This is a genomic window from Micromonospora sp. WMMD1155 (assembly GCF_029581275.1).
Taxonomy (GTDB): domain Bacteria; phylum Actinomycetota; class Actinomycetes; order Mycobacteriales; family Micromonosporaceae; genus Micromonospora.
Genome location: NZ_CP120742.1, coordinates 588653 through 601681 on the forward strand (window position 1 = coordinate 588653; position 13029 = coordinate 601681).

The following is a 13029-nucleotide window of genomic DNA, read 5'->3' on the forward strand; positions in this document are numbered from 1 at the left end:
TCAGCGGTACGGGTCCAGCAGCGCCAGCACGGCCGCCGGGTCCTGCACGTGCGCGTTGTGGCCGAGACCGGGCAGCGTGGCGACCGGCACCCCGTACTCCTTGAGCTGTTCGTCGGTGACCATCGGGTCGTGCTCGCCGCGCGCCAGCACGACCGGCACGTCGGTCGCCGCCAGCAGCGCGGTCAGGTCGGGCTCTCCCACGGCGAACGCGGTCGGGTCCATGGCGAGGCGCCACCGACCGTCGACCTGACGCAGCCCGGCGTCCACCACCGGATCGTCCGGCGGGACCAGACCGGCCAGGCCGGACACCCGCAGGTAGCGGCGTGCCGCCTCGGCGCGGGTGGCGAACCAGCTCACCGGCCGCGCGGCGAGGTCGGCCGCGCGGGTCAGCTCGTCGGGTGACCAGACGGCCTTGATGCCCAGGCCCACCACCGCGTCCACCGGTGCCCCGGCGGCGCGGGCGGCCAACGCGAGGCCGACCACCCCGCCCAGCGAGTGTCCGAGCACCACGAGCCGGTCGCCGGGCGCCAGGCCGCGCGCCACCCGGTCGGCGAACCCCGCGAAGGTGTACGACGGCAGCGGCTCCGCCCAACCGTGACCGGCCAGATCCGGTGCCAGCCACCGTCCCGCCCAGCGCTGCTCCAGCAACGGCGCCCACGGCAACCAGACGTCCCCGGTCGTGCCCATCCCGTGCAGGAGCAGCAGGACCCGCCCACGACCGGCTTGACCACCCCATTCATCCACCACGGCCGCAGTCTCCCACGGTTCTCGGCCGGGTACGAGAGTCGTCGCCTCCGCCGGACACCGACGGCACCGACGAGAACGCCGCGGGCGTCGGCCCCTTGTGGGGGACGACGCCCGCGGCGGTCAGCGTGCCCGGGTCAGGCGGAGTAGCCCCGGCTGGCGATCCAGTTGGCCAGGTCGATCGTGGTGATCCAGTACGACGGGTCGGCGGCGTTGGCCGAGTCGGCGATCCGCACGGTACGGCCGTTGTCCTGGTAACCCACGACGGCGATGTAGTGCCCGCCGCCGTAGGAGTGCCAGCCGCCGTCGGTGTCGACGGCGTCGCCGACGACGTTCGCGACCACGCCGCGGCCGTCGGTGATGGCCTCGACGACGTCGGCCTGGAGCCGGTCCATCTGGGCCGGGCTGGGGGCCCCGGCGAACATCCGGGTCCGGTACGGGGAACCCTTCACCTCGGCGTTGAGCACCCGGGTGGTGTCCTCAGCCGAGTTGGTGCCCATCTCGGTGGTGCCCAACTCCGCGCCGAGCTCCTCCTGGGTGCGGTCGATCCCGGCGGCGCTGAGGGCGTTACGGGTGGCCGCCGGACCGCAGTTGTAGTACGTGTTCTGCGCCTCGTAGTCGTAGTCCAGCACCTTGGTCGCGGGCGGCTTCGGCGGCGTCGGCTTACGGGTGAGGTCGGGGTTGCTCTTGGCCTTGGCCGCCGGCGACGCGGCGCTGGTGGCCGGGGCGGCGGTGGTCGGCGCGGCGCCGGCCGACGGGGATTCCGCGCGCACCTCACCACGGGAGGCGGCGACGTCGCTGCGCATCTCGGCGACGGTGGTCGCGGTGCGCCGGCCGGCGGGGGCGTCGTCGGCGGTGGTGAGCAGGGCGCCGGTGGTGGTGGCGATGGCCAGGGCCGCAGCGGAGGCGGCGACGATCTGGTACGGGCGCTCGGTGGCGAAACGGCGGAGCTGACGCTGCAGGGTGTGCTTCACGGGGTCCTCCACGGATCGGGGGGAGAGCGGCACACCGGCGCCCGAACCGGTGTCCGGGCAGGCGTCGACGCGCGGACCGTGGTCCGCGGATGGTGAACCGCTCAGGGGAACGCCCGGCGCGGCCGGGCGGTTGGGCGATGACCCGGGGGTCAGCTCACCGTCACTGGACGGATGAGCGGGGGCACCGCTGCGCCGTGGAGGCGAGGGAACAACCAAGGGGTGGAAAGGTGCTGCACGAGGATGGAACTCCTTCCGACACCGCCTACCGGGTTAGCTGACGGATTCGGGCGGGAAGATCGCCCTACCGCGGGCCATTGCTCGCGGATTCACCCCGGACTTACTGATGGGTCCCCGGTTCGTTGATCACGATTGAGCGGGTCGGCGCGGCGTCGCCTTCTGCGATCGGTTACCGCACCGGACGGGACGACAGTACTGGCCCGTCCGCACCCCTGCCAAGCCAGCTTCACCTGCGTAAACCCGAAATGGCGAGGCAATTTCTGCGCGTATTGCCGATGACGTGACTCGATGGGACAAGCGGTTGCGGTGACGCCTGGGGGCGACAACCGGACAGGCCGCCAACTATGCGACCGGATTCGCCGGAAGAATCGCGCCGATCGCGCCGGACGCCCGATTCCCGGTCGGCGTGAGCCGGCTCACGTCACGGATCGGGCTCAACTCGCCCGGGCCGGCCGCCAGCGTGCCACGACCGCGGGTCGGAACGCGCCGGTCACCGCCCGCCGCGCGGGTAGCGGGTCGGTTCGCAGCCGGACCGCCGCCGCCCCGGCCTCCGTGGCGAGGACCCGTGCCGAGTCGGCAGCCAGTTCGGCGTCCCGCCAGGCGGCCCGTTCCCGGGCCGAGGCGGCCTGGTAGTCGGCCAGCCTCGCGTCCCGGATCGTCCGGCTGAGCAGCACCTCCTGCTCGACCGGGTGCCGCCGGGGATCCCAGCCGCGCCGATGCGCGAACACGTCGCCGAGCTGCGCCATGGTCAGGTCGCCCCGCCAGTACGCCGCCATCGCCGCGCGATGCAGGTAGCGCTCCCGGGCGGCGTACTCGGCCGGGGTATGGGGGGTGTGCGGGGTGGGCAGCGCCCCGGCACCCGCGAAGCGACGGGCGGCGGTGTCCGCCTCGTCGTAGGCGGCCCAGGACCGCTCCATCTCCTCCTGAGCGGTCAGCCAGGCGGCACGCCGCCGCTGCGCGGTCCTGGCCGCGCCGGCCGCGGCGACCGCCACCTCCTCGGCGTACCGACGCCGGTCGGCGGCCTCGGCGGCGGCCACCTCCCGAGCGGTGGGGGCGGTCGAGGGCGGATCGTCCGCGGGCCGGTCCCGGTCGGGGCGGGCCACCAGCAGGGCGAGTACGCCGAGGGCCAGCAGGAACAGCGTCGACCAGATGGCGGCGGCCTGCGGCACCTCGGTCACGAACTGGTAGAAGACAGCGGTCTCCATGGTCGGCACCTCGGGCAGAGAGCGATGCGATGGGGAGCCGCACCGGCCACCGGGCCACGGCGGAGCACGGGCCGGTGGGGCGCGGAGCTGGTGGATCGACAGGCGCGGCGGCGGGACGCTCGTCCCGGTGACTCAGCGCCCGGGCGGGGCTCGGGGTGCCCGGCTGCTCGGGGCGTGGCCGAGGGGCAGCCGGTCGGACCCGGCCACGCCCACCGGCAGCGGGCCGGTCGTGACAGCGACCTGCTCAGCGGGCGGCGCTGGTTGCGGGTCGACCGACCACGCCGAGGAGGTGTCCTCGACGGGCTGCTCGGTCACCGCCCGCGCCTCGTGCACGCCCTCCTGCGTGGAGGTGGACGAGCAGGTCGCCGGGAGCGTGCCGGGGGCGAACGACTGTGGCACGGCGGCCGAGGCCGGGCCCGCGCCGAGCGCCAGAGCCGCGACGACGGCGAGGCTGGTCAGCACCCGCGTCGCCCAGCGCGCCACCCACCACAGCGGACAGGTGAGCGCGACCGGAAGCACGAGCCCACGCTACCGCCGTACCGGCCTCGGCGCACCGACCACGGGCGTGTCGTCCAGCGCCGCGCCGAACCCCCGCTGAGCAGGGTGGACGGTGTCAGCGCGAGTCGACGTACGGTGATCGGTCGTTGGTCTGCTCGCCGCCGGCGGCGGCGTCGGGGCCGCCCGCGCGTTGTCGGGGGACGGTCGTCGGACGGGCCGGGCGGCGCGGTGCGAGTCGACGCATCATCGGCGTCTCGACGAAGCGGTGCAGCAGCCCGGCGAGAACCAGGTTCACCACCAGGAAGCCGAGCACCACGACCGGACCGCGCCAGCCCGTGAACCCGGTCCCCCAGTCGCCGCTCAACCGCAGCACGCTCGTCATCACCAGGACGTGCACCAGGTAGAAGGCGAAGGAGACCTCCCCGAGCCAGACCAGCGGCCGGGACCGCCACGGCGACCGCTTGTCCCGCACGTCGGCGTCCGCGGCGGCGGTGATCACCAACAGGTACGCGACAGCGAGCAGCGTGGTCCACAACTCCGCGCGGATCCACTGGGCGGCCGCCACCCAGGTGGCCACGAAGACCAGGCTGGCGACGGTCAGCCCCGGGCCGCGCCAGAGACCCCGGCGCATCAACTCGGCCGCGACCGCGCCCAACCAGAACTCCAGCGACCGTACCGGCGGGAAGATCTGGGTGAACCACCACCGGCTCACCTCCGGCACCAACTGCTGGGCCGGCCAGAGCGCGAGGATCAGCAGCGGCAGCGCGACGATCAGCACCCAGAGCAGCTTCGGGCCGGCCCGGCGCAGCAGCGGCAGCGCCAGCGGCAGGCACAGATAGAAGAAGAACTCGCAGGAGAGCGACCAGCTCACCGTGTTGACGCTGTAGAACCAGCCCATCCGGGGATCCCACGCCTGCAACAGCAGCAGGTTCTCCAACGCCACCGCCGGCAGGACCGGGTCGGCGAACCACCAGGCGACCAGCAGGGCCGCACCCCACAGCACCAGATGGTTCGGGTAGATCTTGGCGACTCGACGCCGCCAGAAGGTGCGCCGGGAGTCGCCGACGCGGGCCGACCAGACCAGCACGAAACCGCTGAGGATGAAGAAGAACTGCACCCCGGACAGGCCGAGGGTGAACAGCGCGTCCACAACCGCCTGGTAGTCCGGCTCGGCGATGATCCGCATGGTGCCGGCGTGGAAGCCGAAGACCAGCAACGCGGCGATCCACCGCAGGCCGGTCAGCGAGGGCAGCCGGGCGGGCACGGCGGCGGTCGACACCGCGGCGGCGCTGGTCATGCCGGGATCCCGAAGCTCGGCACTGTCACCAGCACGTCCGTATCCTCCTCGGCGGGGCGTCGGACGACGCGACGGCGACGCCCGCGACGGCCCGGCAGGGCCGCACCGAGGCACCCTACCGGGTCACTCTCGGGTGAACCGGACGCGTCCCGCACCGCCTGCCCCGCTACCGGCACGCCGGACCGGTGACCTGCGGACCAGCCGCCGTTAACCTTCCGCTCGGCGGGAGTTCAGGGACTCCACCATCGGCGGTCACGTCGGGTTCCGGGCCCGGCCACCCGGGTCGTCAAAGGTGGCGGACGTGGTCAATGAGCCGACGCACGCACCGCTGCTGAGCATCGTCGTGCCCGTTTACGGCGTCGAGGCGTACCTGTACCAGTGCCTGGAGTCGATTCGGGCCGACATCCCGGCGGGCGAGTCGGACGCGGTCGAGATGGTCGCCGTCGACGACGCCTCCCCGGACGGTTGCGGCGACATGCTCCGCTCCTACGCCACCGGCCGGGACGGGGTCCGTGTCGTACACCTGAGCAAGAACGTGGGCCTCGGCCTGGCCCGCAACGCCGGGCTGGACGTGGCCACCGGCCGCTACGTCTGGTTCGTCGACAGCGACGACTGGTTGCCACCGGGCACGATCGCGGCGGTGCTGGACCGGCTGCGCCAACACCAGCCCGACGTGCTGATGCTCGACCACCTGCGGGTGCACGAGGACGGTCGGCGAGAGGTCGACGCGAGCAGTCACCTGCTGCGCGGCATCACCGGCGTCACCCGCCTGGACGACCAGCCGCAGCTGCTGCGGGTGCAGCACACCGCCTGGAACAAGGTGGTCCGGCGGGACTTCCTGGACCACCTGGAGCTGCGCTTCTTCCCCGGCTGGTACGAGGACATCCCGTTCAGCCACCCCCTGCTGATCGGCGCCGAGAAGATCTCCGTGCTGGACCGGGTCTGCTACCTGTACCGGCAGGGTCGGCAGGGCGCGATCACGTCCACCCGCAGCGGCCGGCACTTCGACGCGTTCGCCCAGTACGAGCGACTGTTCGAGTGGGTCGCCCGCAAGCACCCGGACGAGCGGCTGCAGGCCGAGCTGTTCCAGCTGATGATCAACCACTATCTGGTGGTGGTGGGTAACGACGGGCGGCTGCACCCGCACCTGCGGCGGGACTTCTTCCACCGGGCCGCCGAGCACTACCGCCGGTACCTGCCCACCGGCGGTCATCCGCTGCCGTCGGGCGTGGCCGGGCTCAAGCACCGCCTCGTCGGGCGCGGCGACTGGCTGGCGTACTCGGCTCTGCGGCAGGCGCACCGCGTCGCCGGTCGCCTGCGTCGTCCCGGCCCGGCCGGCGGCGTCGACACCGGCACCGGCTCGGTCACCGCCGACGACGACCCGGGCCGAGTGGCGGACACCGCGACGACGGATGACGGCGAGGCCGTCGCGACCCAGCGGCGCGACGCGCTGGCCGGGAGCCGCCTGCCGTGACCGTCCCCACCGCACCACACGCCGGGGGCCGGGTCGGCTCCCGGCGCCCTGGTTCTCCAGGTCGTCCACCCGCCGGGCGGACGACGACAGCACCACCGCACCCCGGTGCGGGCGTACCCGAGCAGAGGTCGGAATGACGGCGACAATCAAGATCGGACCGCACGCGGTCGGTGCCGGGGAGCGACCGTTCGTGGTCGCCGAGATGTCCGGCAACCACAACGGTGACCTGAACCGGGCACTGGCCATCGTGGACGCGGTGGCCGAGAGCGGGGCGCACGCGCTGAAGCTCCAGACGTACCGCCCGGACACCATCACGATCGACGTCGACACCCCGGCGTTCCGGATCTCCAACGGGCACGAGTTGTGGGGCGGCGAGAACCTGTACCGCCTCTACGAGCGGGCGCACACCCCGTACGAGTGGCACGCCCCGATCTTCGAACGGGCCCGCGAGCGCGGTCTGACCGTGTTCTCGTCACCGTTCGACGCGACAGCCGTGGAGCTGCTGGAGTCGTTGGACGCGCCCGCGTACAAGATCGCTTCTTCGGAGTTGGTCGACCTGCCGCTGATCCGGCTCGTGGCCGGCACGGGCAAGCCGATGGTCATCTCCACGGGCATGGCGACGGTCGCCGAGATCGACGCCGCGGTGCGGACCGCCCGGGACGGTGGCGCGGCGGGCATCGTCCTGCTGGCCTGCACCGCGTCCTACCCGGCGCCGCCGGCCGACAGCAACCTGCGCCGGCTGCCGGTGCTGGCCGGCGCGTTCGACGTGCCGGTGGGTCTCTCCGACCACACGCCGGGCATCGGGGTGGCGGTCGCCTCGGTGGCGCTCGGCGCCTGCTTCATCGAGAAGCACGTCACGCTGGACCGGGCCGACGGCGGCGTGGACTCGGACTTCTCCCTGAACCCGGCGGAGCTGGCGGCCCTGGTCGCCGAGTCCGGCCGCGCGTACTCGGCGCTGGGTGGCACCGCGATCGGCCCGACACCGGCCGAGCGGGAGGGGCTTCGGTTCCGCCGTTCGCTGTTCGTGGTCGAGGACGTACGCGCCGGTGACCCGGTCACCGTCCACAATGTGCGGTCGATCCGACCGGCCGGTGGGCTGGCTCCGGTGGAGATCGACCGGGTGCTGGGCCGTACCTTCACCACCGACGTCCCCCGCGGCACCCCGCTGAGCTGGGACCTGATCTGAGCATCGACACGGGGCCGGGCTGAGCAACGGCAGCCCGGCGCCGTGGGGCCGGGCTGAGCGGCCGGACGCGACGGCGCTGAACGGCCGTTGTCCCCAAGATCCGCGCAACATCAGGGATGTTGGTGCCTCCGCCACGTGGGAGGCAGCACCATCAGGGAAGTTGCTCGGATCTTGGCGCGGCGCGGCGCGGCGCGGCGCAGGGCGGGGCCGGGCGGCGCGGCGCAGGGCCGGGCGGGGCCGGGCGGCGCGGGGGAACGAACCCGCGTGCGGCGGGTCGGCACCTAGTCGTGCGCGCGGGTCGCGGGGGCGAAGCCGACGGTGACCACCAGGTCGGCCACCCGCAGGGTTCGCCAGAGGGCGCCGTCGTGCGCCGGAACGCCCAGCCCGTGCCGACGCCACCAGGTCGCGATCGGCACGTCGGCCAGCTTGCAGCAGCACTCGGCCCGGGTCCACCGGGCCCAGAACTCGCCGGTGCCGAACCGGCGGGCCAGCGCCGGCGGCACCGGCGCGTCGGCGCGCTCCGCGTCGATCGCCACCCGCCACCCGGGGACCGGTGGGCCGTACCAGCCGACACAGCGTCCGTCGCCGAGGTGACTACGGGTCAGGGCGTCGGCCAGGGCCGCCGGCGACCCGATGCGCAGGTGCCGCTCGGCGGCGGCCAACAGGCCCGGCACCGGACGCAGACCCGGCCGCAGGTCAGATGGCGGCGGCACCGTCCACCACGATGACCTGGCCGTTGATGTTCGTGTGCTCGCACAGCAGCATCCGGACCACGGGCGTGACCTCCTCCGGCTCGGTCAGGTGCCCGGTCGGCGTGCGGCGCACGATCTGGTCGAGCTGGGTCGGGCCGAGCACGGCGGACATCTCCGAGGCGAAGAAGCCGGGCGCGACCGAGTTCACCAGCATCCGGCCGCCCAACTCCCGAGCCAGCGAGCGCGTGGCGGCGTCCATGCCGCCCTTGGTGGCCGAGTACGCGACCAGGCCCGGGAAGCCGCGCTGCCCACAGATCGAGGTGATGTTGACGATCCGCCCGCGTAGCCCCTTGGCGAGCATCCGGCGGATCACCAGCCGGGTCAGTTGCAGCGGGGCGGTCAGGTTGGTCTCGATGATCCGCGCGATGTCGTCGTCGGCGGTGTGCGCGTGCAGCGAGTCCTGCCCCGTCGCGGCGTTGTTCACGACGCCGTCGATCGGGCCGAGGTGCTGTTCGGCGGCACGGACGAAGCTCTGCGCGGCGCGCAGGTCGGTGACGTCCACCGAGCCGACGTGCACCTGGTCGGGGTGCTCGGCGGCGAGCTTCTCCAGCTCCGGGGTGACGGTACGGGCGAACGCGGCCACCCGTACGCCGGCGTCGAGCAGGTCGGTGACGATGGCCAGGCCCAGCCCTCGGGAGCCACCGGAGACGAGGACCACGGAGCTGGGTGGGACGAGCTGGTTGTCAGACATCGCTCTTCAGGGTCTCCTTGACGGGAATCTCGGTCAGCACACGGATCCGACGCGGTACCGCGTGCTCGGGAAGCCGGTCGGCGCACCAGCGGACCAGCGCGGCCTCGTCGACGTCCAGGTGCTCGGCGGGGGCGAGAACCACCTCGGCGACCACCATCCGGCCGAGCACCGGCGCACGGCGGCCGGTGACGCGGGCCCAGGCCACCGCCGGATGCTCGGTGAGCACACCGCGGACCACTCCGGCGGAGACCTTGCTGCCGCCGACGTTGATCTCGTCGGAGTCCAGTCGGCCGGTGATCAGCACCCGGCCGTCGAGCACCTGCACCCGGTCCCCGGTGCGGACCGGGCCGGCCAGTCCGGCCCCGTGGAACGGGGAGGTGACGACCAGCTCGTCGTCCACCACCGAGAGCGTCGGCCGGCCCGGGGTGTCCCGGTCCAGCCAGTCGACCGGGAACCCGGCTCGCCCGTCGTGCACCACGATGGACGCCCCCACCTCGGAGGACGCGTAGATCCAGGAGATCCGGGCCGCGGGGAAGACGTCCCGGAGCTGGTCCAGGATCGCCTGGTCCACCGGCTCGCCGCCGAGGGTGATCTGGCGCAGCGGCACCCGCGCCAACGCGGCGGCGTCGCGGTAGAGGGTGCGCCGCCAGAAGGTGGGGGTGCCGGAGGCGGCGTCGACGCCGTGGGCGGCCGCGACAGCGGGCCAGTCGTCCAACTCGTCCGGCTCGACCACCACCAGGTGCTGGCCGGGCTGGGTCAACGACAGGGTGACGACCTGCCACCAGGCGTACGTGCCGGGGGCGTACGGGCAGAGCCACGTCCGATCGGGCTGGTCGGCACGCACTGTGGTCAGCGTGTCGAGGGTGTGCCCGACCCGCTTGGGACGCCCGGTCGAGCCCGAGGTCAGCAGCCACAGCCGGCCGGCTTCGGCGGCTCGCGGCCGGGCCGGGACGCTCGGGTGCACTCCCTCGCCGTCGAGGACGCCGACGGTGAACCCGGCGTCGAGCAGTTCGGCACGCATCGCCGCGTCGACCCGGCTCACGGTGCTGAGCAGCAGCTCGGTGCCGTGCACGGCGTGCTGCCGGGCGGCGGCGAGCGCGTGCACGGCGGAGTGGGCGAGCACCGCGCCCGGGTCGGGGAGCGTCGGCAGCGGCAGCGCCCGCCAGGTCAGCGCGGTGCCGCCGACGACGAGCCGGTTGTCGACGCCAGCCGGCTCCGGGCCCGCCGGTGGCCGGTGGCCCGTCGTCGCGACCGTCACTGGTGCTGTAGCTCGACGAGGAAGTCGAGGACGTCCCCGACGGTGGCGATACGGCGCAGGCCGGGTGCGTCGAAGTTGAGCTCCTCCCCCGTCTCGTCCTCCACCCGCAGGGCCAGCTCGGAGAAGTCCAGCGACCGGAAGCCGATCTCGCGCAGCTGCGCGGCGTCGTCAGCGGGCAGCTCCTTGTCCTGATTCTTCAGCACCTGAGCCATGAGGTCGCGGATCTGCGCGCGACTCAATTCGTTCATGCGCCGGAGTCTACAACCCAACGAATGCATATCTGCTTTGCCGGTAGGCCCGGGTAGGGTGCCGGGACCGGACGTGAACAGCCAAGAAAGCGAGACGCACGTGCTGCGCGAAGCGACAGCGGACGACGTTCACCTGATGTTGTCCTGGCGTAATCAGGAAACCAACCGCCAGGTCAGCAAGACCAGTCACGAGATCACCGCCGAGGAGCACGCCCGGTGGTGGTCGGCGGTCCGGGACGACCCGTCCCGGCGGGTTCTGATGTACGTCCGAGAGGACCGACCCTGCGGGGTGGTCACCTTCTTCGACCTGCGGTTGGACGGCCCACGGACGGGAGCGTGGGGCTTCTATCTGGACGCCGACGGGCTGGACGGGAGGGGCGAGACGCTGCCTGCCTGGCTGGGGGTCATGCGGGAGGCCGTGGAGTATGCCTTCGACGGGCTGCACCTGGACCGCCTGGACGGGGAGGTGCTCGCGCACAATACCGTCGTACGGCAGATGAACCGACGTTTCCGATTCGTCGAGGGCACCCCACGCCAGGAGTCGTCCAACGGTCGGGAAATCACGGTCATCCCGATTTCCCTGGCCCGGGCCGACCGTCGCCAACGCTGATTGCGGAGCATATTTCCGCTGCCGACGGAATTCATTAACCGAAAATGCCCCCGGTGGACATCAGCCGTTCACGAACGGCGGTGTCCACCGGGGTGCGGGGTGGGTCAGGCGCGCCGCCAGGCAGCCCAGTGCTGCGCCGGGTTACCGCCGAGCCGGACGAAGCCGTACGCGGTTCCGTCCCAGTCGTCGGCCTGCCCGGGCGCCCAGCGGGCGAACACCACCTGCGCGGCGGCCGGCGGCTGTCCGAGGCCGAACCAGCGGACGTCGGTCCAGGTCACCTGGTGACTGAGGTTGAACCGCAGGACGTAGTGCACACCGGTCGAGGCCCACACCCGCTCGCCGGGGCGTACGCCGACGTCGGCCACCGAGGGCGTCGGCGCGGTGCTCGCGACGGTGGGCCGCACGATGCGGTGATCGATGACCTGCATGGTCACCAGGTTGGCCACGACGAGCACGCCGAGCATCGGCATCCGTAGTCGGGGAACCAGGACGGCGGCGACCAGCAGCAGACAGCCGGCGATGCCGACCAGCGACCCGACCACCGGCCGCATCTCCCGCCACCCACCGGTCAACGCCACCAGGTCCGGTGCGCTGAAACCGCCGTAGCGCAGGTGGTGGCCACGACTGGCCACGTACGCGAGCCGGACGGCGATCAGCGCGCCACCGGCGACCAGCAGGGCCACCGCGACCGCCACCCGGCGCAGAACCACCCGGCGACCGGCGGTGAGGAGCACCCCGAGCCCCACCAGCAGCCAGAACGGCGCCAGCATCTGCACGTAACGGCCGTAGATCGCGTCCAGCGGCTTGCCGGTGATGCCGGCCAGGATCACCGAGGCTCCACCGGCCACCCCGACGGTCACCACCAGCGCCACGCCCATCGTCCAGCGGGTCGCGTCGCCCTGCCGTGGCCGCCACAGCTCGCGTACGGCGGAGGCCCAGGCCACTCCCGCCAACCCGAATGTGATCACCACGAGGTACCAGAGTTGGGTGGCGACGGCGGCACCGACCCGGACCACCCCCTGCGCGGAGGCGACCGCCTCGACGGTGCCACCGCCGGGGGTGCTGCCGAGCAGGTAGACCTTGTCGCCGAGGTAGCGGATGGCGGCCGCGTTGACCAGCGCCATGGCGAGCACCGGCAGCAGCGCCGCGAGGACCGTGGGTGGGCTGATCCGCCGGCGCACGAACAGCAGCAGGACCAGCCCGGCGTGCACCGCCACGATCACCAGGCCCCGGGAGTGCAGCAGGTGGAACCCGCCGACCAGCAGACCGACGGTGGCGGCGGCGAGCGGACCGGGCCGCTCGATCCAGCGGTGCACGGCGAGCAACCAGGCCACCACCAGCGGAGCCATCACCGTGTCGATCATCGCGATGCCGGCGTAGAAGGCGGTGGCCGGCAGGGTCGCCGCCGCGACCGCTCCGAGCAGCGCATACGACCGGGGCAGCCGGAGCAGGCGGCGACCGAGCAGGTACGCCAACGGCAGCAGCGTCGAGTTGATCATTGCGTTGATCAGTTGGACGATCCGGTAGCTGTCGGAGAAGTCCCGGTCCCCGAGGAACGCCGGCGAGATCAGCATCGGGTAGCCGACCCGCCGCAGCAGGTCGTTCTCACTGCTGAAACCGCCCGGCCCGCCGGCCAGGGCACGGGCGGTGTTCAGGTAGCTGTCCTCGTCGGTGTGCGCGATCGGCAACACGATGTGCCGGGACAGCCACATCCGCCAGGCGACGCTGAGCACCCAACCGACGACCAACAGCACCGGCACCACCCAACGCCGGGTGGACACGGGGTCCGGTGTCGCCGCGACGACCTCCGGCCGTTCGATCACGTCGCTACCGGATGCCATCAACGCCTCCAGGG

Annotated in this window: 13 protein-coding genes and 1 riboswitch; of the genes, 3 read left to right on the forward strand and 10 right to left on the reverse strand. The window is 72.8% G+C overall.

The window, feature by feature from the left end:
- From O7617_RS02410 to O7617_RS02430, 5 genes are all read right to left on the reverse strand, one after another.
- Positions 1 to 747: an alpha/beta hydrolase gene (locus O7617_RS02410; RefSeq protein ID WP_282261192.1), complete on the reverse strand. Its 747-nt coding sequence runs from the start codon at positions 745 to 747 to the stop codon at positions 1 to 3.
- Positions 748 to 881: 134 nt separating this feature from the next.
- Positions 882 to 1718: a C39 family peptidase gene (locus O7617_RS02415; protein ID WP_282261193.1), complete on the reverse strand. Its 837-nt coding sequence runs from the start codon at positions 1716 to 1718 to the stop codon at positions 882 to 884.
- 244 nt (positions 1719 to 1962) lie between these two features.
- Positions 1963 to 2104: riboswitch (cyclic di-AMP (ydaO/yuaA leader) on the reverse strand.
- A 285-nt stretch (positions 2105 to 2389) separates the two neighbouring features.
- Positions 2390 to 3160, reverse strand: a complete 771-nt coding sequence (locus O7617_RS02420; protein ID WP_282261195.1) for a hypothetical protein — start codon at positions 3158 to 3160, stop codon at positions 2390 to 2392.
- Between the two features lie 132 nt (positions 3161 to 3292).
- The gene (locus O7617_RS02425; RefSeq protein ID WP_282261197.1) at positions 3293 to 3679 is read right to left on the reverse strand and encodes a hypothetical protein; all 387 of its coding nucleotides are present in this window, start codon (positions 3677 to 3679) and stop codon (positions 3293 to 3295) included.
- 94 nt (positions 3680 to 3773) lie between these two features.
- On the reverse strand, positions 3774 to 4955 hold the full coding sequence (locus O7617_RS02430; protein WP_282261199.1) for an acyltransferase: 1182 nt from the start codon (positions 4953 to 4955) through the stop codon (positions 3774 to 3776).
- A 301-nt stretch (positions 4956 to 5256) separates the two neighbouring features.
- Here O7617_RS02430 and O7617_RS02435 point away from each other — a divergent pair, with 301 nt between their 5' ends.
- Together O7617_RS02435 and pseI are read left to right on the forward strand one after the other, a co-directional pair.
- Positions 5257 to 6429, forward strand: coding sequence for a glycosyltransferase (locus tag O7617_RS02435; protein ID WP_282261201.1), 1173 nt, complete (start codon positions 5257 to 5259; stop codon positions 6427 to 6429).
- A 133-nt stretch (positions 6430 to 6562) separates the two neighbouring features.
- The gene (gene pseI / locus O7617_RS02440; RefSeq protein WP_282261203.1) at positions 6563 to 7615 is read left to right on the forward strand and encodes a pseudaminic acid synthase; all 1053 of its coding nucleotides are present in this window, start codon (positions 6563 to 6565) and stop codon (positions 7613 to 7615) included.
- Between the two features lie 281 nt (positions 7616 to 7896).
- On the opposite strand, the gene O7617_RS02445 is transcribed toward pseI, so the two are convergent.
- Genes O7617_RS02445 through O7617_RS02460 form a run of 4 tightly spaced genes read right to left on the reverse strand, consistent with a single transcriptional unit; the run spans position 7897 to position 10564 of the window.
- Positions 7897 to 8328, reverse strand: a complete 432-nt coding sequence (locus O7617_RS02445) for a hypothetical protein (RefSeq protein WP_282261204.1) — start codon at positions 8326 to 8328, stop codon at positions 7897 to 7899.
- Positions 8312 to 9058: an SDR family NAD(P)-dependent oxidoreductase gene (locus O7617_RS02450; RefSeq protein ID WP_282261205.1), complete on the reverse strand. Its 747-nt coding sequence runs from the start codon at positions 9056 to 9058 to the stop codon at positions 8312 to 8314. Before O7617_RS02450 ends, O7617_RS02445 begins: the two co-directional genes overlap by 17 nt.
- Positions 9051 to 10316, reverse strand: a complete 1266-nt coding sequence (locus O7617_RS02455) for an AMP-binding protein (RefSeq protein ID WP_282261207.1) — start codon at positions 10314 to 10316, stop codon at positions 9051 to 9053. The genes O7617_RS02450 and O7617_RS02455 overlap by 8 nt, the downstream gene beginning before the upstream one ends.
- Positions 10313 to 10564 carry an acyl carrier protein gene (locus tag O7617_RS02460; protein ID WP_091401397.1) on the reverse strand — a complete coding sequence of 84 codons (252 nt, stop codon included), beginning with the start codon at positions 10562 to 10564 and terminating at the stop codon, positions 10313 to 10315. The genes O7617_RS02455 and O7617_RS02460 overlap by 4 nt, the downstream gene beginning before the upstream one ends.
- Before the next feature lie 73 nt (positions 10565 to 10637).
- Between O7617_RS02460 and O7617_RS02465 the strand changes: the two genes are divergently transcribed.
- On the forward strand, positions 10638 to 11174 hold the full coding sequence (locus O7617_RS02465) for a GNAT family N-acetyltransferase (RefSeq protein WP_282261208.1): 537 nt from the start codon (positions 10638 to 10640) through the stop codon (positions 11172 to 11174).
- A 104-nt stretch (positions 11175 to 11278) separates the two neighbouring features.
- Here O7617_RS02465 and O7617_RS02470 read toward each other — a convergent pair whose 3' ends face one another.
- Positions 11279 to 13015, reverse strand: a complete 1737-nt coding sequence (locus O7617_RS02470; RefSeq protein WP_282261209.1) for a hypothetical protein — start codon at positions 13013 to 13015, stop codon at positions 11279 to 11281.
- Positions 13016 to 13029 lie beyond the last annotated feature (14 nt).